Source organism: Pseudomonas sp. GW821-FHT03E01 (genome assembly GCF_059420765.1).
In genome coordinates this window covers 1-21,430 of record NZ_JBWKUI010000012.1, presented here as the reverse complement: position 1 = coordinate 21,430, position 21,430 = coordinate 1, and the positions used below count along the sequence as shown (strand labels likewise).

Sequence of the window (21,430 nt, the reverse complement as noted above, 5' to 3'; positions counted from 1 at the left end):
TCCGTATGCAGCGGATGCTACTAAGTAGCCATCACACTGTCCATAATTCGCCACCACTCGTGACACAGAGCAAAGGAACGACCCCCATCGATGTCAGTCGTGATGCTCGCTGGCGCGTTTGAGCAGTTTCTTGCAGCGATCGGACAAGTGCAGCACGCGTAGCTGCTTGCCAGCCTTGGTGTAGCGCTCGCGCAATGTCTTCAACGCGGCGATGGCCGAGTAATCAACGAAGCTCAAGTGGCGACAGTCGACAGTGACCACAGACGGATCATTGGCGGGATCGAACTGGTTGAGAAAAGGCGTCGTCGAGGCGAAGAACAACGTGCCGTGCAGGAGGTAGAGCTTGCTGCCGTCGGCTTCTACGTGACTGTCGGCATACAGCTCGCGAGCGTGTTGCCAGGCAAAGTTGAGCGCCGCAATGATGATCCCGCACAACACAGCGATGGCCAGATCGGTGAACACGGTAATCACCGTGACCGCGATGATCACCAAGACATCGTTCAGCGGCACCTTGTTCAGTACCCGCAATGAAGCCCAGGCGAACGTCTGCTGCGACACCACAAACATCACCCCAACCAATGCGGCCAGCGGAATGCGCTCGATCAGCGGCGAAAGGAACAGCACAAACAGCAGGATCATCCCCCCGGCCACCGCACCGGACAGCCGACCGCGACCGCCGGAGCTGAGGTTGATCACGGTTTGCCCGATCATCGCGCAGCCACCCATGCCGCCGAACACACCAGAAACCATGTTGGCAGCGCCCAAGGCCACGCACTCGCGATCCGGATAGCCGCGGCTCTCGGTGATCTCGTCGGTGAGGTTCAGGGTCAGCAGGGTTTCCAGCAAGCCGACCACCGCCATCAATATCGCGTAAGGGACGATGATGCGCAGGGTTTCCGGGCTCCAGGGGATGTCTGGCAGCGCAAAACCCGGCAAGCCACCGGCAATGTGCGCCATGTCGCCCAGGGTACGGGTCGGCAGGCCGAGCAGGTAAACCGCCAGCCCAACGCCCAGAATCGCCACCAGCGCCGGCGGCACGGCACGCGTCAGGCGCGGCATCAGGTAAACGATGGCCATCGTCAGCGCCACCAGCCCGATCATCATGTACAGCGGCGCCCCACTCAACCAGGCCTCACCGCTCTTGAAGTGCTCCAACTGGGCCAGCGCAATGACAATCGCCAGGCCGTTGACGAAGCCGAGCATCACCGGATGCGGCACCATGCGCACCAGCTTGCCCAGCCTCAACAGACCAAACGCCAACATGATCAGCCCGCCCAGCAACACCGTCGCCAGCAAGTACTGGACACCGTGCTGCACCACCAGCGCGACGATCACCACCGCCATCGAGCCAGCGGCACCAGACACCATCCCCGGCCGTCCGCCGAAGAGCGCAGTCAGGGTGCAGATGATGAAAGCGCCGTAAAGCCCCATCAATGGATTGAGGTGGGCCACCAGCGCGAAAGCGATACATTCGGGGAGCAGGGCGAAAGAGGTGGTGAGTCCGGCCAGGACATCGGCGCGCAGACGTTTGGGTTTCATGGCTTACCTAAAAATACAGGCGGGAAAAGAGGGACGCGGATGTTACGGAATTGACGGCGGGCGGGCCAGTGAATGGGTGGCCTGCTCGCAATGAACGATCACGCGACCTGCGAATCAGCCCCTGAAATCGGCAATCGCATAAGCCGCCAATTTGCCCTGGATGAAGTCCAGAAAGCACTGGATCCGTAGGGCCAGTTGCGAGTTGCGGTAGTACACCGCGTTGATGGGTTGGCGATATCCGCTGTTGAACTCCGCCAGCAACACCTGCAAGCGACCGGCGCGGATGTCGTCGATGGTCATGAAGTGCGACAGGCAGGCAATGCCTTGACCGGCCAGCGCCAGGTGCCTGATCGTCTCGCCACTCGACGCACTGATCGACGCCTGAATCGGCCAGCGGTCACCATGGACATAGCGCAGTGGCCATTGGTTGAGACCTTCGTTATGGGTAAAGCCCAGCAGCGTGTGCTCGCTCAAATCCTCGACAGCGCTCGGTACGCCGTGTTGTTCCAGGTACGCTGTGCTTGCGACGATGTGCAGCGGGCTGCAACCCAGGGAGCGGGCGTGCAGGGTCGAGTCGGCCAGCGTGCCGATGCGGATGGCGATGTCGGTGCTTTGTTCGAGCAGGTCGATGATCAAATCGTTGCTGTTGAGTTCGAGCTGGATGTCCGGGTAGAGACGGCGGAACTCATCGATGTACGGCACGATGGCGTGCAGCATGAACGGCGACGCGGCGTTGATCCGCAGTCGCCCGGACGGGGTTTGCTGGCGAGAGGACAGACGCTCTTCGAGCTCGTCCATCTGATCGAGAATCAGCTTGGCGTGCTCGAAGAAATATTTGCCCTCCTCGGTCAGGTCCATGCGCCGCGTGGTGCGATTGATCAGCGTGGTATCGAGCTTGGCCTCCAGCCGCGACAGCGTGCGGCTGACCGCCGACGGCGTTTGCCCGACTTGCTCAGCCGCAGCCGAAATCGACCCGCACTCAATCACGCAGACGAAAATCTGCAACTCATCGGATCTGGCTTTCACGTGTGTCCCTTATCGATAGTCCTGCACTGCTTCAGATATCGATAGTAGCCGAGCGTCATGCCTTAAGGCCAAACACCTCGGTCAAGTGCTGCTCATAACGCGCCACATCCGCTTCGATATTCGGGCGCTTCATCACATCGACGCACAAAAAGGTCGGCAGACCGGTCATGCCGAGGAAGGTATTGGCCTTGTGGAACGGCAGATACACCGCGTCCACGCCCTTGGCTTCGAAGAAGTCGGTCGAGTCGTCGAAGGCTTGCTGCGGGGCGTTCCAGGTCACCGACAGCATGTACTTTTTACCGTGCAACAAGCCGCCGCTGCCGTACTTCTGCGACGCGTCGGAGCGCGTGCGGCCGTCGCTGGCGTAGAGGCTGCCGTGGCCTGCAGTGAAGACTTCATCGACGTACTTCTTGACCGTCCAGGGCGCGCCCATCCACCAGCCGGGCATCTGATAAATGATCACATCGGCCCAGAGGAATTTGGCGACTTCCTCGGCGACGTCGTAGCCCTCGTCGATGAACGTGGTTCTCACATCCACACCACCGCGATCCAGCACGCTCAACGCTGCTTCGTGCAGCGTCGTGTTGTAGCGACCATCGGAGTGGGCAAATTTTTTGCCGCCATTGAGCAACAAGACTTTTTTCATGAGAAATCTCGCAAGGTTGGAATCGATGGCGGCAGCCTAACGATCAGCCTCGCGCGGAATAAGCGCTCCATCCGCAAAATTCATTTGACCTATACGCACGAATCAACAAGCGATTGTTGCCATAAACTTGCGCCGATTCTGACTGTTTAGGAGATTCTGATGAGCGAACTGCAAGGCTTCATCCTGCACGCCAAGACCCGCCCGGAAAAAGCCGAGGCCTTCGAAGCGTTCTTCCGTGCCTATGTCGAACCGAGTCGCGCCGAACCCGGTTGCATCGAGTACCACATGCTGCGCGACAAGCAGGACCCGACGCTGTTTATCTTCTACGAGATCTGGCAATCCCAGGCCCATCTGGACGTGCACTCGAACCTGCCCCATATGAAGCAGTTCCTCGACATGCGCATGGAATATCTGGAGCAGGATTTCGATATCCGCCCGATCAAGATGCTCAGCACATCGTCCGCTAGCCGCTGATCAGCAAGTGGCCGCCGAGCACGCCGAGGCCGATGAAGAACACGCGCTTGAACAACACGGCGCTGATCCGCTGGCGCAGCCATTGCCCCAGCAACATGCCGAGCACCGCCGGGATCAGCGCCAGCAGCGACGCGCTCAACTCGCCACCGCCGAGGGCGCCGCGCCATGACAGGCCGGCGGCCAACGCGAGAGTCGAGACAGTGAACGACAGGCCCAGCGCCTGTACCAGTTCATCCTTGTTCAAGCCCAGCGCTTGCAAATAAGGCACCGCCGGAATCACGAAGACACCGGTGGCCGAGGTGATGACGCCCGTCAGCACACCGCAGAGCGGACCGAGCCAACGCTCGGTGCGACCGCCGACGCGCAAGGTCGGCAGGAACAACCCGCTCAAGGCGTAGATCAACAGCGCCGCCCCCAGCCCCCGAACCACCCAATGTCCACCGGCCATGCCGATCCACACTGTGCCAGCGCCAGTGCCGATGAATATCGCCAGCAGCATCGGCCATAACCGGTTGAGCAACCCGCGCAAATGACCGCCGAAGGCCAGTTGCCAGACGTTGGTCAGCGTCGCGGGAATGATCAACAACGCCGCAGCCTGCGACGGTGCCATAGCCAGGCCGAGCAGGCCCATGGCAATGGTTGGCAGACCAAGGCCGATCACACCTTTGATCATCCCGGCCAGCAGGAAAGTGGCGACAATCAATAAGGACAGGGCCAAGCCCAGATGTTGATAGAACGCGGCAAGTGTATTCATGGGGCTATCGTGGGCCCTGAAGGGTGCATTGAAAATCTGCCATATACTGAGGCTGCCTCTTGAATCGGTAGAGGCTAAAAACGATCCGGGATTCTGTATGCACTTCGACCTCACCGACCTGCGCCTCTACCTGAACATCCTCGACACCGGCAACATCACCGCCGGTGCCGCCCGCAGCCATTTGTCGCTGGCGGCGGCGAGTGCACGAATCCGCGCGATGGAAGCCTCACTGGGCATCGAGTTTCTCGAGCGAGGTCGCCGCGGTGTCAGCCCCACTCCGGCCGGCAAGGCACTGGCGCAGCACGCTCGAGTCCTGTTGCAACAGGCCGAGCGCATGCAGCAGGAGCTGGTCGAATACGCCAAAGGCGTCAAAGGCCAGGTGCGGTTGCTGTGCAATACCACTGCGATCACCGAGTACCTGCCGGAGTTGCTGGCGGACTTTCTGCGCGACCATCCGAACCTCGACATCGACCTGCAGGAGCTGCCCAGCACACGCATCACCCACGCCTTGCGCCAGGGCGCAGCAGACCTGGGGATCGTGTCCGACGCCGTGGATACCGACGGCCTGCAAACCCGCTATTTCCGCGACGATCCGCTGGTGCTGATCCTGCCGCGTGATCACCCCTTGGCCGACACCGGACCGCTAAATTTCAGCGCCACTTTGCACCACGACTACGTCGGCCTGAACGCCAACAGCGCCTTGGCCATTTACCTGGAAGAACAGGCCCTGCACAGCGGCTTGCGGATGCAGGTCCGCATCCGCGCCGATGGTTTCGAGGGCGTGATGCGCATGGTCGCCCGGGGAGCCGGGCTGGCGATCGTGCCCTTGGCGGCGGTCGAACGCTGGCCGGCTGAAACGCCGTTCAAAAGCGTCGTACTGGAAGAGCCGTGGGCTCGCCGCAAACTGTTGCTGTGCGCCCGGGACTTCACCGTACTGCCCCGTTATGCCCAGGCCTTGCTGAGCGCCTTGACTCTGCCCTGAGGGGCAGGTTTTTGCCCGCCGGAAAATCTTTGAGCGTTTGCGCGTTTCTGGACAGCTCGATGTCGAATACAGACAACTGAGCGGAGCATGGGCGCTATAGGGTGCGACTTCAGTTCTTCAGTACCACTTTCTATATTCCAAGGCCCGGAGTCCACATGACCGCACCGATTACCGTTCTTCGCGACACTCACCCGTTGCCCGTACTCGACGCCTGCAAATGGGAAAAGCTCGAAGGCGATCCGCACACCGTCAACCTCAACGCGTACACCAGCGAAGATGGCAGCAAGATCATGGGCACCTGGATCTGCACGCCGGGCAAGTGGTATGTGGAATACGTGAAGTGGGAATACTGCCACTTCCAGGAAGGCTACTGCATCATCACCCCGGAAGGCATGGCGCCGATCCACCTGCGCGCCGGTGATATCTTCGTCATCGAACCGGGGATGAAAGGCACATGGGAAGTGGTTGAAACCGTGCGCAAGTATTTCGTGTTTGCCTGATGCAAAAAACCGAGAGACCACCCGACGTGGTCTCTCGGTAAAAAGGCATGCATGAATCCTGTGGCGAGGGAGCTTGCTCCCTCACCACAATCCCCTTATTGGGGTTTGCGATAGCTGTTGATGATCGCCGAGAAGTCCTTGCCCCCTTCCCCACGCAGGCTCATCGCCTGATACAACTGCTGGGCCACCGCGCCGAGCACGACCGGTTGGTGCGCCTGACGTGCCGCCTCAGTGGCCAGCCCCAGATCCTTGAGCATCAGTTCAGCACCGAAACCGCCGGTATAACCGCGCGAGGCCGGCGCCGTTTCGACGATGCCCGGCCACGGGTTGTACATCTCCGAACTCCAGCAACGCCCAGTTGAACTGTTGATGACGCCCGCCAGCACGGTTGTGTCGATACCCAGGGCGCTGCCCAGCGCCATGGCTTCGCTGACACCAACCATGGAAATCCCCAGCAGCAGGTTGTTGCAGATCTTGGCGATTTGCCCGGTGCCGACTTCGCCGCAGTGGACGATGTTGCGGCCCATCTGCGCCAGCACCGGTTGCAGAGTGGCGAACAGTTCAGGCGTGGCGCCGACCATGAAGGTCAGCGTCCCGGCCGCTGCACCGCCAGTGCCACCGGAAACCGGGGCATCGGCCATGGCCACGTCCTGCTTTGCGGCCGCCGCGGCAACATCTCGCGCCGTCTGCGGATCGATGGTGCTGCAATCCACCGCTGGCACGCCTTTGGCGATTCCCGCCAGCACACCGTCTTCACCCAGCCAGACACTGCGCACATGGGCCGCTGCCGGCAACATGGTGATCACCAGTTGCGCGTCTTTCGACGCTTCCTTCGGTGAAGTGCTGATGGTGCCGCCGAGTTGAGCCAGTTCGGCCAGCACGGTTTGATTGAGGTCAAACAGGTTCAGCGAATGGCCGGCCTTGATCAGGTTGCGCGCCATCGGCGCGCCCATGTTGCCGAGACCGATAAAAGCGATTTTCATGTCCGGCTCCTTAGCGCAAGTGGATGGTGGTGTTCACACCGTGGTTGATGCTGTCGTCATCGAACCAACGTGCAGTGACGGTCTTGGTTTGAGTGTAGAACTGCACCACTTGCTTGCCATACGGACCGAGGTCGCCGAGCTTCGAACCACGGGAACCGGTGAAGCTGAAGAACGGTACCGGCACCGGGATCGGGATGTTGATGCCGACCTGGCCAACGTCGATTTCCGACTGGAATTTACGCGCCGCCGCACCGCTCTGGGTGAACAGACCCGTGCCGTTGCCGAACGGGTTGGCGTTGACCAAGGCGATGGCCTCATCGAGGGTATCGACTTCCAGCACCACCAGCACCGGGCCAAAGATTTCCTGGGTGTAGATCTGCATCTCAGGGGTTACGCCAGAGAACAGGGTCGGGCCGACAAAGTTGCCCTGTTCGTAGCCCGGAACAGTGATGTCGCGACCGTCCAGCTCCAGCTTGGCGCCTTCCTTGATCCCGCTTTCGATCAGCTCGAGAATCCGTGCCTTGGCCCGCTTGGAAATCACCGGACCAACATCGGTGCCTGGCTCGCTGCCGGCATTGACCTTGAGTTTCTGCGCCAGCGCCTTGAGATCCGGCAGCCATTGTTTGGCCGCGCCCACCAGCACCACCACCGAGGTGGCCATGCAGCGTTGCCCGGCCGCACCGAAACCGGCGCCGACCAGTGCATTGAGCGCTTGCTCGCGGTTGGCATCGGGCAGCACAACGGCGTGGTTCTTGGCCCCCATCATCGATTGCACGCGCTTGCCGTGTTTACCGGCCAACTCGTAGACATGCGTGCCGACCGCGGTCGAACCGACGAACGAAACAGCCTTGATGTCCTTGTGGGTGCAAAGCGCATCGACCACATCCTTGCCACCATGAACGACGTTGAGCACACCCGGCGGAATGCCGGCTTCAATCGCCAGCTCCACCAACAGCATGGTCGACATCGGATCCTGCTCGGAAGGCTTGAGCACGAAGGTGTTGCCGCAGGCGATGGCCATCGGGAACATCCACAGCGGAATCATCGCCGGGAAGTTGAACGGGGTAATGCCGGCGCAGACGCCGATCGGCTGACGCAGGGTGTAGGTGTCGACACCGCCTGCGACGTTCTCGGCGAACTCGCCCATTTGCAGGCTGCCAATGGAACAGGCGTGTTCGACCACTTCCAGGCCACGGAAGATATCGCCCTCAGCGTCGGCGATGGTTTTACCCTGCTCATTGCTGAGTACCACGGCAATACGCTTGGAGTGCTCGCGAATCAGCGCCTGAAGCTTGAGCATGATGCGCATCCGCGCGCCGACTGGCGTCAGCTTCCAGGTCTGAAAGGCGCGATGAGCGGCGCTGATGGCGGCATCGACTTCAGCAGCGGTCGCGAAAGGGACTTTGGCCAGCACTTGCTGGGTCGCCGGATTGACGATGTCGTGCCATTCGGTGGTCTGGGATTCGACCCACTCGCCATCGATCAATAACTTGATCTTTTGTACGGTGGTTTCTAGCGATGCGTTCATGTCGGGTCTCCGGGACGTTGTTCTTATTTAGAGAGCTATCTTGGGAGCCAAGGCGAGAAAGTCGCCTTGAGATGAGGCGTGTGTCGCGATTTGGTTGTCGGACTGTTTTTGGAGTATAGATGTGCAAACTTCTAATAAGAACGCACATAAAAGCCGGTCCATCATGCAAAAAAACATCACGTCTTTAGGCTCGTTGAACTGGGATGACCTCAAGTTTTTCCTTGAAGTTGCCCGTACTCGCAAGGCCAGCACTGCGGCCAAGCGCCTGGCGGTGGACTACACCACTGTGTCGCGACGCATCAGTTCGCTGGAGGCCTCGTTGGGTACGCTGTTGTTCGAGAAGTCCCGCACCAACGGCTTCGTCCTGACCGCTGAAGGCCAGCGCCTGCTGGGTTACGCCGAATCGATCGAAAGCACTCTGCACATGGCTTGCGAGCAGGTCTCGGGCTCAGGCGTCGCGTTGTCCGGGCATGTGCGCATGGGCTGTACCGAAGGGTTCGGCAGCTTTTTCATCACCCCGCAGCTGAGCCATTTCGTCGACGCCTACCCGGCGATCTCGGTGGACATCCTGCCGCTGCCGCACTTCATCAGCCTGTCCAAGCGCGAGGCAGACATCGTCATTGCGCTGGAGCGGCCGGAACACGGCCCTTATGTCTGCTGCAAACTCTGTGACTATCGATTGCAGCTGTACGCGACCCAGGATTATCTGGACAAGCACTCACCGATCCGCCGCCCGGCAGATTTGAGCAAGCATCAATTCATCAGTTATGTGGACGATCTGGCGTTCAGCTCGGAGCTGCTGTACCTGGCGAATGTGCTGCCCGGTGCCAGTGCCAATCTGCGCAGCACCAGTGTGATCGCGCAGTTCGTGGCGGCGCAGCAAGGACGGTCACTGGCGATTCTGCCGTGCTTTTTAGCGGCTCAGGATCCGCGATTGCTGCCGGTGTTACCACAAGAGATCACCATCACCCGGCAGTTCTGGATGTACTGCCGGGAGGACCTGCGCAAGCTCAAGCGGATTACCTTGTTGTGGGATTACATCCGTACCGTCACCGAGCAGAATCAGGCGCTGTTGATGGGGGAAAGTCGGGAGATGGTGTTCGCCGATTAATCGGCACTCACCACGATCGACACCCGGCGGTTCTCGGTGCGCCCGGCCGCGGTGGCGTTGGAGGCGACGGGCTTGCTGCTGCCCAGGCCGCGTAGCTGGATGTTTTGTTCTTTTATGCCGACAGCGGCCAATACCGCTTCAACGCTTTTCGCGCGACGCAGGGAAAGTTGTTCGTTATAGGATTCCTCGCCCGAGGCATCGGTATGGCCGTCAATCCTCACCCGCTCGATTCCCACGCCCAACAACGCCTTGCCAATGCGTTCGACGATCTGGGTACTGGCGGGGTTGAGGTGTTCGACATCGCTACCGAACAGCACTTTGCCGGACAGGCCGAAGGCCCAGCCCTCATCCGTCATCTCGAAACCTTGCTGCTTGAGTACAGCGATCTGCGCCGGGGTCAGTCCTTTCTGCGGTGTCGTCTGGCAACCGGTCAATGCCAGCAAGGTCATGAATAAGCTAATCGTAAAAAATCGCAGAGAACGCTGAGTGAATGTGAACACAAAAATTAGCTCCTGGTTTGAAGATGGACGACAGAGTGCTCCGACCCTGCCGTGTGGTGAGCGCCTCGGGAAAGGCGTTTGGCCTGATACATCGCGGTATCTGCAGCATCGAGCAGCGCACCGGGCGTAAGCCCATGATCCGGGTACACGGCGATGCCGATGCTGAGTGAAGTCAACACCTGGGTACCGCCCGGCAACAGGATTGGCGCGTCCATACTGGCAATGATTTTGTCGGCAATCCGTTCGGCGTCTTCTATCTTGTGCAGCGGCGTCAACAGCACGGCAAACTCATCGCCGCCCAGACGCGCAACCAGATCCTCTTCACGCAACTGCGCACGAACCCGGGTCGCCACGGCGATCAGCACCGCATCACCGGCAGCGTGACCGAAGTTGTCGTTGATCTCCTTGAACCGGTCGCTGTCGAGAAACAGTACGGCCACTCCCTCATCCAGCTTGCCCGCATTGCGCAAGGCGCGCATCAGGCGGCCTTCAAAAAACGCCCGATTCGGCAACCCGGTAAGGCTGTCATGGCTGGCCTGGTGGGCCAGGGTTTCGTTTTCGCTTTGCAGATGGGTCTGCCAGGACTCGAGCTCGTCGAGCAAAGCATTGAAGTCGTTGCCCAGGTTGTCGAGTTCGGCAATGTCGGCGGGCGGTACGCGCCGGTCGAAAGCACGCTCGCTACGGGCGGCGTGAGCCACGGCAGCCAGGCTGCGCAATGGGCCAGTGATTCCTCGCAATTGCCGACGCGCCAGATAAAGCGCTACCCAGGCACTGACAGCGGTACACAAGACGATTCCCACCAGACCGCTGAGCAAAAAGCGCATCAGGCTGCCGCCGTGACCGATGAGCAAGATGCTGCCGATTTCCCGACCTTGATGAGTGATCGGCATGCTGATGGGTTTTTCCAGAATCGTTCGGGCGATCTGCATTTCAAGATCGGAGAGCCACCCCGTTTCCGGTCGTTGCCAACGTGCGAGCAACTCGCCTTGCTCGTCCATCACTTGTGCATCAGCCACTTCTTCAGTGGAGGCGATCAATGCCAGCGCTTCGGTGGCGGCGGACTTGTCGTTGAACACCACCGCGGCTTCCACGGTGTAGTTGATCGAACGGGCAATCAGATGCAGGTTGTGATCGGCATAGACCCGCAAAGCCAGAACACCCAGCAGGGTCAGTGAAACACTGGCCATGGCCACACCCACCAGGGCGACGATCAAATGTCCACGGCCGATAACCGACCCCAGGGTCGGGCGTATGCAAGGTTTGAATAGACTCATGGCGCCGCCGGCTTGCGGCGCGACAGTTGCAGCACACTGGGGTGAATGCGTACACCGCTGCGGGCGACCGAGTCGAGGTTGACCTCGAAGGACACCTGCTCATCACCGACCCGCAGACAGAACAGACTGCCGACAGTGCATTGATCGCCGCCTTCGCTGATGCTCACCACCGGGCGTCCCGTCAACGAGGCGAATAGCCGACTGCGTTCATCGCCGGTCAGCTTGCCGATGTACACCGCATCGCATTCACTGGCGATGACCGGATTATCGGCCAGCAACCGTCGTACAGTAACCGGTCGACCCGTGGCTTGTGTGGTGCCTTTGACCAGGTCGTCGGTGTATTCAGTGGGGCCGACCACGCACAGGCGCAGTTGTTGGGGCTCAACAGGCCATCGGGCATAACTGAGGATCCCGAGTACTACCTGAGTGACCGACCTGGCACGTTGGTCGGCTTTGCTCACGATAGTTTCCGACTCAGCACAGGCAACGCCCGTCAACAAACAGAGGAGGCCGGCAAGCAGCACTTGTTTGCAGCCAACGACGCGCCCTGTCGCCCAGACAGCCAACTTCATGCAGGAATTCTCTACGATCGCAACAAAATGATGCCGCAACGATAGCACAGCACCGAAACACCAGCGAGGCGACGCGCCACGGCACATCGGACAGATTCCGGCGTCTGCCACCGCCCCTCAATGGCTCGGCCAGGTACCCTCTTCCAGCTCCAGCATTAACCCGCTCAAGCGCTTGACCTTGCGCCGCACGGCCTCTTCGAATACGCCGGCTCGAGGCTCAATCAGGGTGAACCAGTCCTTGGCCCGGGTTATCCCGGTATAGATCAGTTCCTTGGTAAGCACAGGATTCAAAGCATCCGGCAGAATCAACGCCGTATGGGCAAATTCCGAGCCTTGGGATTTGTGCACGGTCATGGCATACACCGTGTCGACATCGTTGAGTCGGCTTGGCAGGACAAAGCGCACACCGCCCTGCCCGTCATTACGCGGGAAGGCCACACGCAGCACGTGCCGCCCGGCCTCCGGGCCTTCACGCTCCGGCAGCTTGAGGGCAATGCCAATGTCACCGTTCATCAAACCCAGGCCATAGTCGTTGCGGGTCATCAGCACGGGCCGACCTTCGTACCACTGATGGTCGCTGTCGATCAGCCGTGCCTTGAGCAGCGCGTCGGTCACGCGCTGATTCAAACCTTCCACGCCCCAAGGCCCTTTGCGTACAGCACACAACAGCTGGAAAGCGTCGAAGGCTTGTAGCACCACGCGAGCCCAATCAGCCCAGCATGAATCGTCGAGCGGGCGGTCGAGCGGTGGTCGCTGACTGCGCAAAAGACTCAGGTAATGCCGATAGCCTTGCGGTCCCCCGCCATGGCCCTCGAGCAACAAGCGCTCCAGCGCCCGGTCCTGCTCACCCTTGAGAGGCAGGGAAAATACGTCGTCATGACTTGCAGCGGCCAATAACTTGCGCGCGTCCTCGGGATGCTGTTGGTTAACCCAACGGGCCAACTGACCAATGCCGCTACCCTCGCCGAAGCGCCGTGAGTGGCGCAGCATCACGACTTGCTGGGCCAGTGGATGCGCGCCCTGGGTGTCTTCCCGCAAACCGCTGGCATCGAGGCGCTCACCGCTGACCGCCTCCAGCCACTGGCGGGTCTGCGGGCTGTACCAACCGGCTTCGGCATCACGACACAGATCGCCCAGTACGGCACCGGCCTCTACCGACGCCAGTTGGTCCTTGTCACCGAGCAGCACCAGACGAGCATGGGGCGGCAACGCATCGAGCAGGTTGGCCATCATTTCCAGGTCGATCATCGAGGCTTCGTCCACCACCAGTACATCCAGCGGCAAGCGATTACCCGCGTGGTGACGGAAATGCCGGGTACCGGGACGACTGCCGAGCAAACGGTGCACGGTGGTCACATCCGACGGGATCTTCTCGCGCACCGTTTCAGGCACTTTCAGGGTTTGAACCTGCTGGCTGATGGACTCGGTCAATCGTGCGGCGGCTTTGCCGGTGGGTGCCGCGAGACGAATACGCAACGGTTTACCGGCCTCCACTGCGGGTGCCTGGAGCAATGCAAGCAAGCGCACAACCGTGGTGGTCTTGCCGGTTCCCGGGCCGCCGGTGACGATGCTGAATGCACTTCGGGTAGCCAGGGCACACGCGAGCTTCTGCCAGTCGATCACTTCATCAGACCTGGCTGGACCGAACAGCCCGGTCAGGCGTTGAGGCAAATCACCCGGCGTTGCTTCGTGTGCCGCCAGACGCTGGCGTAGCGCGTGGTCGATGCGCCGTTCGTAAGCCCAGTAGCGGCGCAGGTACAGGCGTTTACCCGACAGCACCAACGGCCGGTGTTGCGCGGCCTCACGGCTGTCGACGGCCAAAGCCACCAGACGGCTGGACGCCAGCACCTTGCACCAATGGGCGCCGTCCAGCGCCTCAAGCAATTGCGACGGCAGCAACATCGCACCGCTTTGCACATCACCTTCCGGCGGCAGCGACAAAGCGAAGTCCGGCTCCTTCAGTGTTTCGAACAGATCCAGGCAGACATGACCGTGGCCCAGCTGGTGACTGATCAACGCGGCGGCCAGCAGCACCAGCGGATCATCGTCGGGAGCGAGCTCGTGGAGAAACGCGACGAAGGCCTTGTCCAGCGCCCGCAGCCAGCCGCGTTCGACCCAGCGCGTGAGCAGCAGCAACAAGTCATCTGCGCGGCTCAACGGGGCCAGGTCCGCCAGACTTTCGGCCGCCAACGGCGTAGGCAGCAAATCGGCGAAAGTGCGACTCATAGCAATACTCCCTGTTCCCAGGCGGGTTCGGCCTTGGGCTCTGGCTTGCCCTGGAACAACCGGTCCAGGCGCTCGATCAGCTCCCGTGGCGGACGGGCAAAATACACACCTTGGCTGGCCGCTCGAGTACCGCGAAGAAACAGATACAACGCTCCACCGACATGTCGGTCGTAATCGTAATCGACCAGCCGAGCCTTAAGCTGGCGATGCAGGGCGAGCAGGTACAGTACGTATTGCAGGTCGTAACGGTTATCGAGAATCGACTGCTCCATGGCCTGCTCGGTATAGGCCGCGTCATCGACGCCCAGCCAGTTGGATTTGTAGTCAGCGACGTAGTAACGGCCTTCATGCTCGAACGTCAGGTCGATGAAGCCTTTGAACATGCCATTGAGCAGCACCGGTTCGGCAGCCACCCGGGCCACGCCGTGATGGGTGTATTGGCGCACCAGCTCATCGAGCTTGAGCACATCGACTTTATGACTGGCGAACCAGAACTCCATCTCGACCCGGTATTGAGACAGTTGCTCGAACACCACCGGCGCCTGCCCGCCACCGATGTGCAACGGGGATTTGAGCAAGTGCTGCAGCCAGCCGCTCAATGTGGTGATCCAGCCTTCCCAGCCACGGCGGTTGCAGCGACGGGCGATCGCGTCTTCCACGGTTTGCGGTGCAGCGGCAAAACCTTCGTCACCGGCCCATTCGAGCAATCCATGAAGAAAAGTGCCGGGGTTCGGCCCACGAGGGAATCGATGGATATCAGCGCCGCCGGCGGCGACTTCTCGTGGCGCTTCGGGATCAAGGCGTTCGTCATCAAAGAGCTTTTGTGCTTGCGCGCTCTCCGGTGCCTCGTCACTGCCCACGCTCAAACTGTCACCAATGCGTAAGGCACTGTAAGAGGCGATCCACCAGTTTTCGCTGGCCTTGCGCCTGGGTATCAGCGGGGCAAGCAAGGTCGCTTCATTGCGTGGCGGATGATAATGCTCGGCGGTCGCGTCAGGCATTTCACCGTAGCTCAGCGCCGCGCAGTCTTGCTGCAGGTCTTCCAGCCAACGACGCAGCCCTGCCGACTCAGCCAATGGCGCACCACCGCCCAGCAGATAGCCCAACGCCGAAAGGTGCAGGACCGAGCCATTGTTATTACCGCGTTTGAGATCAGTCACACCCAGCCAGCACGCATGTTGTGCCCGGGTCAGGGCCACATAGAGCAAACGAAGGTCTTCAGCCAAACGTTCATCGTCGGCTTGGGCGATCAACTCGGCTGTCGGCTTCAAGCTCACCTGTGCCTTACCCGTGGCATCGTGGTAATACAACGGCAGACGACTGCCATCCACCGGTTTTGCCGAGCAGATGAACGGCAGAAACACCAACGGATATTCAAGCCCTTTGGATTTGTGGATGGTCACGACCTTGACCAGTTGCTCGTCGCTTTCCAGGCGCAGGATCTGTTCTTCGCCAGCCTGACCAGACAACGCCAGATGCTCGGACAAATGACGGATCAGAGCTTGCTCGCCATCGAGTTCAGCGGCGGCCTGCTGCAGCAACTCGGACAAGTGCAGCAGGTTGGTCAATATCCGCTCACCATCGCTGCGCGCGATCAACGCCTGGGGCAGCTGAAAATCATGTAGCAATCGCCGCAACATGGGCAGAACGCCCTGTTTGCGCCAGAGCTCGCGGTAACCGCGGAACTGCATGACCCGTGCTTCCCAGGCCAGTTCGTCCTGATTCAGTCGCTCCAGTTCAGCCAGTGAAAGGTTCAGCGTGATGCAGGCCAGCGCGGCACGCAGGGGACGTTCGACATCCGGCTCGGCACAGGCCTTGAGCCACGTCAGCAGATCATGGGCCTCCTGCGCGGCGAATACCGAGTCCTTGTCTGACAGGTAAACACTGCGCACACCGCGAGCGGAAAGTTCGCCGCGCACGGCCTGGGCCTCTTTGCCGTCGCGCACCAGAATCGCGATATCCGCCGGCAGCAGGCCTCTGAGACCCTTACCATCCTGTATGAAGCCCGCACGCCCCTGCTGACCGCCATTGAGCAACGCAGTGATCTCACTGGCGCAGGCGGCGGCCAATTGTTGTCGATACACCACGCCAGACAGTGGCTGGTCAGAGGACAAATGCCAGATGTTCAGGGCAGGCACAACCTGCCCCTCAATGTGCAGGACTTCTTTGCGCCCTTGGGACTCCACGGGCAGAAACGGTACCGGGTTCTCGCCACTCTTCTCCCGGAACAGGAACGCGCCGCGCCCCTGCTCGCGAGATTCTGCGCGCTGGAACACATGGTTCACCGCGTTGACCATGCCATGACTGGAACGGAAATTTGTGCCCAGGGTATGCAGGCGGCCAGTGGTGGCTTGCCGGGCGCGCAGATAGGTATAGATATCGGCACCGCGAAAGGCATAAATCGCCTGCTTCGGGTCGCCGATCAGGAACAGGCCGGATTCAGGGTTGTTGTCTTCGATGCGATAAATGCTCTCGAAGATTCGGTACTGCACCGGGTCGGTGTCCTGAAACTCGTCGATCAGCGCAACCGGGAACTGTTCGCGGATCAAGGTCGCCAGACGCTCACCGCCATCGGACTGCAACGCTGCATCGAGACGCAGCAGCATGTCATCGAAACCCATTTCCGCGCGACGACGCTTTTCTTCCTCGAACCTAGCACCGACCCAGTGGGCGGCATGTTGCAGCACGGCGGCATCGGGGGTCGGCAAGCCATCGAGACTGGCCTTGAGGCCGGGCATCGCATCGAGACCGGGATGACGGGGAGCTTCACCTTTCCAGGCTTCAGCCATGCCATCGGGAGTCAGGCGAGTGAAGCCGGTGCCAATGTCCAGTTGCTCCAGAGATTCGTCTTCGGCCCAGGCCCGGAGCTTTTCGAACCAGGGTTCGAAGTAGCGCGCCTGCATCTTGCGACCATCGACGCTTTTGCTCGCGACGCCCTGATGACAGATGGCAAGCAGCTCATCGGCCCATTGGCGCCAGGGCATCTTGAGCTCGAGCAACGCGGCCCGTCGTTCCTCCAGGCACTCGGCGATCAACTCGGCAGGTTCTTTACCTTCAACGCTGTCACGCTCGCTGGCGAACAACCCACGCACTCGCGGCAACAACGCTGCCGGCCCCCCCCAGTTGCCGCGAACCCAATTCAGCGCATCGCCTTGCATCGGATAGCAGAACAGTCGCCAGTAGTCGCGCAGGACTTCGCCAAGCAAATCACTGTGATCGGTTTCCAGGGTCTGGGTGAACAGGCTGCCACTGTCGAATGCATGTTCGCGCAGCATGCGCTGGCACCAACTGTGGATGGTCGATACCGCGGCTTCATCCATCCACTGGGCGGCGATGTCCAGACGGTTTGCACAGCCTGGCCACTGTTCGGGGAGGTATTGCTCGCGCAACTCGGCAATCAGGCCATCCGGTGCCGGTGTCTCATCGCGGAAAAAACGCGCAGCTTCAGCCAGTCGCGTACGAATACGTTCGCGCAGTTCTTTGGTCGCGGCATCGGTGAAGGTCACCACGAGGATTTGCGGCGGCAGCAATTCACGACCAAAACCACTCGACTCGTCGCCATGACCAAGGACCAGACGCAAGTACAGCGCAGAAATGGTGAAGGTCTTGCCCGTCCCGGCGCTGGCTTCGATCAGTTGGCTTCCACGCAGGGGGAATGCCAGGGCCAGCGGTGTTTTCGTGGTCATGAGCGCGCCTCCTCGCTGGTCAATGAACGCCAGGGAGCCTCAAGCAGCGGCCGATACAAAGCGTCGCACCAATCGGGGAAGGTCTCGTCGGCAATCAAAACATCGTAGTCGGCGTATTGCCGAGCGAGTGCCGGGCTTTCGCGGCGCTCACCATCAGTGGTCTGGCCATCGCCTTCATAGGCCTTGCGGGCAGCGGCGTCAGCCTTGACCGGATCGGTTTGAGCCAGCCAGGCGAAGGCTGTTTTTACGGCAATCGGCAACGGCTGGCGCATGCCCGTTTGCCAGGCCAGCAACAGATTACCCAAGGCATCAAGTGCTGCATCCTTCGCCAACGGAGCCAGTAACAGACTGTCGTCGCTGGCCACCAACGCGGTGGTCATCGACATCCCGCTGGCACAGGCAACCAGGTGATTGATCCATGGTCGTGTCAGACGATGCCATTTGCGTGTCTTGAGCGAGCCGATGCTGTTGGGAATCGTGGTGACCGATAGCAAACCACCGTCCGCACGTTGATGCAGGCCACTGAGCCAGCCCTCCAGACGCAGCCCATGCAGTTCCAGACTCACGGGCAACGCGCTGGCAAGTGGGGAAGGCCATAACGCCAGAAGCTGTTGATAGCGCTGCAACAGATCCGGCAACGGCTCGATCAACTCTCGCTGCAAACATTCGCCAAAACCGGCCATGGGCAAGAGCCCGCTGTTTTGCAGGCGTTTCGCCTGTGCTTCCAGTACCTGATCGATTTGGTCCAATTGCCCGAGCGCTGCTTCGAGCAAGCTGTCGCTGAGGCTATAGCGTTGCAGCGCGTCGAGTACAAATGGCTCTTCATCCGCCAAAGGCGCTTCGGCAGCCTCGAAGAACACTTTGAGTCGCTGACTGAAGAAATGCCGTACCGGATTGCGCAGAAAATCCTGCAACTGACCCAGGCTCAGCGGCTCGTCCTGAATATAGGGCTCAAGAACCTCGATGGCAGGCGTCAAACCGCTGGACTGATGAAGTACCTGCCACTCGCTGGCGTAGCTGAACAAATCATCGCCTTCATGGAAGTAGCGTGCACTGAAGGGTTGCAGCGGATGTTCCTGAGTCATGGACTCAAGCAGATCAGCCTTGTCATCGTGCAATCGCCAACCGCTGGCGAGATGATCACGTAGTTGTCCTATCAATACCGAAGCCGGGCGCTCACTGTTGTCCCGAATACTGCGGCCGACCCAGCTGATATAGAGTTGGTCCCGCGCCGACAACAAGGCTTCCAGCAACAGATAGCGGTCATCTTCACGCCGGGAACGATCGCCGGGCCGGTAGTCGCTGCCCATCAGGTCGAAGTCCAGTGGCGGCTGCGCGCGAGGGTAATCGCCGTCATTCATACCCAGCAGGCAGACCAGTTTGAACGGGATCGCTCGCATGGGCATCAGGGTACAGAAGTTGACGGCACCGGCGAGAAAGCGCTGAGACAAGCGACCTTGGTCGAGGCCAGCCAGCCAGGCTTCTCGGACTACGGTCAGTGGTAACTCGTCCTGCAAGCCTACTGACTCGCAGGTCTCAAGCCAGGTCTCGCGCAACTCTTCGAGTTGAGCCAATAAATAGTCGTCATGTTCGTTACTGGCCTGGAAGAACAACTGCACCAGTGCTTGCAAGCGGATGCCCCAGAGTTTGGGCGACGCAGGTTGGGTGAGCTCCTGGTGGGCAATCTCCAGTGCATCCAGCAGTGCGACCAAAGGACCTATGAGCGCAGCATCCAGGCCACCGATCTCGTCGTAGGGTTCAATACCCTCGCAGGCACTGGCACTGCCCACGGCATAACCAAGCAACATCCGTCGCAAGCCGAAACGCCAACTGTTTTGCTCCAGTTCTTCTGGCAGGCCCAGACCCGCACGCTGCTCGGCATTCATCCCCCAACGGATACCTGCGCCTTCGATCCAGCGGTGCAAAGTCGGCAGGTCACGTTCCTCTACGCCAAAGCGAGCGCGTAATGCCGGAACGTCCAGCAGATCGAGAATTTCGCTGACGGGGAAACGACTGTCGGGCAGCTTGAGCAGATGCTCGACAGCGATCAGTAGCGGGTCCCTGCCGCGCTGGCCTTGGTCCGCGAGCGTGAAGGGAATGAAGCGTGGGTCGTGCCGATCAAGCTGACCAAAGACAGCGCGGATGTGGGGGGCGTAACTGTCGATGTCTGGAACCATCACGATCACGTCGCGAGGCCTTAAGTCTGGATCAGCACTGAATCGTGCGAGCAGCTGATCGTGGAGAATCTCCACTTCGCGTTGAGCGCTATGGGCGATGTGAAAACGGATCGATTCGTCCTTTGTCAGATCGACTGCAGGCCAACTCTCGCGAGTTTCGTTCAGGGGGCGCAATTCCAGGATGTCGTCCTGCAACTGATTGAGCATGCTCTGAGGCTGGTTATCGCTGAAAAGGTCGATGCGCCCATCGCGAAATGCCGAGCGATAGCTGTTGGGATCGTCGTAACTGTCGAGCAGATTGATGTAGTCCCGCCCCTGCTTGCCCCACGCCGCCAATAGCGGGTGGGCATGTTGATGGAGCGTTTGCGGATCAAGCACAACCGGCATGCCACGCTTGCGAGCCTGGCGTTTGTATTGATGCCGCAACAGGTCTTTATCGGCGACGATGTCCGCCCAATGGTAGCGACATGGGTTGTGTACGCACAGCAAGACCTGACTGAATCGAGCCAGCCCGGCAAGTGCTTCCAAGGCTTGAGCTGGCAGTGAAGAAATCCCGAAAACAATCACCCTGGAAGGCAATCCACTGGGCGCGCTGTCGAGACTATTGATACGCTCGATAAAGCGTTGGTGGACACCCGCACGGCTTTGCGCCATGCCTTGTGCACCGACATCCAGCAACAGCGCACGCCACAGCTCTGCTTGCCAGCAGTTGGCCGGAGTCAGGGCTTTGGCTTCGCCTCTGCCATTTCGTAATTGGTGACGGCCTTCTGCCCAGTCTTCGAGCCAGTCCGCCCTGTACACCTGATATTGGTCGAATAGATCGGCCAGCCGCTCCGCCAATTGATAGCGTTTGCGTAAGTCGGTGTCATTCGTAAGGAAGCGCTGCAGGGGTTCGAAGTGCGGTTGGTTGATCAACTGTGGCAGCAGACGCATCAGGCGCCAAGTCAGCGGGGCTTTATCGAGCAGGGACTTGGCCGGGATTTCGTCACGTCCCAGCACCATGCGATAGAGCTGCCACATGAAGCTGCCTGGCAACTGCACATCGATGGCGGCAGCGATTCCGCAGCCGCCCATGTCGTCATCTTCTGGGTCCTCGGCCAGTGCCAGCTTCAGCCATTGGGCGATGCCGTTGCTCTGCACCAGGGCAATTTCATTTTCCAAGGGAGCCAGCGGGTAGCGCCGCATCCAACTGACCACCAGGCTGCGCAGCTCGTCCAGGCGGTTGCCGTGAACCACCATAAAACCAGCACTGAGGGACGTAGCGTCCGGCATAAAGGCTTCCTTGGGAAAATACAAAAGCTAGGGCCGAACCTTAGCACTGTCGGCAGACCGTGACAGCCGGGACCGTTCCGATGTTGCTGTACGAACTTTCCTGCGGGCAAAACAAAACCCCTACCTGCATACGCAGATAGGGGTTTCGGAATTTAATCTTGACGATGACCTACTCTCACA

At 60.2% G+C, this 21,430-nt stretch carries 16 protein-coding genes; 4 read left to right on the top strand and 12 right to left on the bottom strand.

The features are described 5' to 3' along the window. Positions 1–93 precede the first annotated feature (93 nt). The 3 genes from AC07VO_RS20200 to mdaB form a co-directional block, all read right to left on the bottom strand. On the bottom strand, positions 94–1,539 hold the full coding sequence (locus AC07VO_RS20200) for a SulP family inorganic anion transporter (protein WP_086946398.1): 1,446 nt from the start codon (positions 1,537–1,539) through the stop codon (positions 94–96). Positions 1,540–1,653: 114 nt separating this feature from the next. Then, positions 1,654–2,565 (bottom strand): LysR family transcriptional regulator, encoded by a 912-nt coding sequence (locus AC07VO_RS20195; protein ID WP_018929425.1) that lies wholly within the window; start codon positions 2,563–2,565, stop codon positions 1,654–1,656. Between the two features lie 55 nt (positions 2,566–2,620). Next, a complete protein-coding gene (mdaB, locus tag AC07VO_RS20190; RefSeq protein ID WP_019651022.1) occupies positions 2,621–3,211 on the bottom strand; it encodes an NADPH:quinone oxidoreductase MdaB in 591 nt (196 codons plus the stop codon). Positions 3,212–3,370: 159 nt separating this feature from the next. On the opposite strand from mdaB, the gene AC07VO_RS20185 reads away from it, so the two are divergent. Further along, entirely contained in the window at positions 3,371–3,685 is a 315-nt protein-coding gene (locus AC07VO_RS20185) for a putative quinol monooxygenase (protein WP_086946399.1), read from the top strand. On the opposite strand, the gene AC07VO_RS20180 is transcribed toward AC07VO_RS20185, so the two are convergent. Continuing rightward, positions 3,675–4,439 carry a sulfite exporter TauE/SafE family protein gene (locus tag AC07VO_RS20180; RefSeq protein WP_019651020.1) on the bottom strand — a complete coding sequence of 255 codons (765 nt, stop codon included), beginning with the start codon at positions 4,437–4,439 and terminating at the stop codon, positions 3,675–3,677. The two genes, AC07VO_RS20185 and AC07VO_RS20180, sit on opposite strands and share 11 nt — an antisense overlap. 97 nt (positions 4,440–4,536) lie before the next feature. On the opposite strand from AC07VO_RS20180, the gene AC07VO_RS20175 reads away from it, so the two are divergent. Together AC07VO_RS20175 and AC07VO_RS20170 are read left to right on the top strand one after the other, a co-directional pair. Beyond that, positions 4,537–5,421 (top strand): LysR family transcriptional regulator, encoded by an 885-nt coding sequence (locus tag AC07VO_RS20175; RefSeq protein WP_086946400.1) that lies wholly within the window; start codon positions 4,537–4,539, stop codon positions 5,419–5,421. Positions 5,422–5,576: 155 nt separating this feature from the next. Beyond that, the gene (locus AC07VO_RS20170; RefSeq protein WP_007900627.1) at positions 5,577–5,921 is read left to right on the top strand and encodes a cupin domain-containing protein; all 345 of its coding nucleotides are present in this window, start codon (positions 5,577–5,579) and stop codon (positions 5,919–5,921) included. Positions 5,922–6,016: 95 nt separating this feature from the next. Here AC07VO_RS20170 and mmsB read toward each other — a convergent pair whose 3' ends face one another. After that, complete coding sequence (mmsB, locus tag AC07VO_RS20165; RefSeq protein ID WP_019582621.1) at positions 6,017–6,904, bottom strand: 3-hydroxyisobutyrate dehydrogenase; 888 nt, start codon at positions 6,902–6,904, stop codon at positions 6,017–6,019. 10 nt (positions 6,905–6,914) lie between these two features. Beyond that, a complete protein-coding gene (locus AC07VO_RS20160; RefSeq protein ID WP_086946401.1) occupies positions 6,915–8,432 on the bottom strand; it encodes a CoA-acylating methylmalonate-semialdehyde dehydrogenase in 1,518 nt (505 codons plus the stop codon). Positions 8,433–8,595: 163 nt separating this feature from the next. Here AC07VO_RS20160 and AC07VO_RS20155 point away from each other — a divergent pair, with 163 nt between their 5' ends. Beyond that, positions 8,596–9,543, top strand: a complete 948-nt coding sequence (locus AC07VO_RS20155) for a LysR family transcriptional regulator (protein WP_086946402.1) — start codon at positions 8,596–8,598, stop codon at positions 9,541–9,543. Here the strand turns inward: AC07VO_RS20155 and yfiB are convergent. The 6 genes from yfiB to recC form a co-directional block, all read right to left on the bottom strand. Continuing rightward, positions 9,540–10,043: an outer membrane lipoprotein YfiB gene (yfiB, locus tag AC07VO_RS20150; protein ID WP_028939937.1), complete on the bottom strand. Its 504-nt coding sequence runs from the start codon at positions 10,041–10,043 to the stop codon at positions 9,540–9,542. The two genes, AC07VO_RS20155 and yfiB, sit on opposite strands and share 4 nt — an antisense overlap. Before the next feature lie 5 nt (positions 10,044–10,048). Further along, entirely contained in the window at positions 10,049–11,317 is a 1,269-nt protein-coding gene (dgcN, locus tag AC07VO_RS20145) for a diguanylate cyclase DgcN/YfiN (protein WP_086946403.1), read from the bottom strand. Further along, positions 11,314–11,889: a regulatory sequestration protein YfiR gene (gene yfiR, locus AC07VO_RS20140; protein ID WP_018929415.1), complete on the bottom strand. Its 576-nt coding sequence runs from the start codon at positions 11,887–11,889 to the stop codon at positions 11,314–11,316. Before yfiR ends, dgcN begins: the two co-directional genes overlap by 4 nt. Before the next feature lie 117 nt (positions 11,890–12,006). After that, complete coding sequence (gene recD, locus AC07VO_RS20135) at positions 12,007–14,115, bottom strand: exodeoxyribonuclease V subunit alpha (RefSeq protein ID WP_086946404.1); 2,109 nt, start codon at positions 14,113–14,115, stop codon at positions 12,007–12,009. Then, positions 14,112–17,801: an exodeoxyribonuclease V subunit beta gene (recB, locus tag AC07VO_RS20130; protein ID WP_192351645.1), complete on the bottom strand. Its 3,690-nt coding sequence runs from the start codon at positions 17,799–17,801 to the stop codon at positions 14,112–14,114. The genes recD and recB overlap by 4 nt, the downstream gene beginning before the upstream one ends. Beyond that, complete coding sequence (gene recC, locus AC07VO_RS20125; protein WP_086946406.1) at positions 17,798–21,250, bottom strand: exodeoxyribonuclease V subunit gamma; 3,453 nt, start codon at positions 21,248–21,250, stop codon at positions 17,798–17,800. The genes recB and recC overlap by 4 nt, the downstream gene beginning before the upstream one ends. Positions 21,251–21,430: the final 180 nt, after the last annotated feature.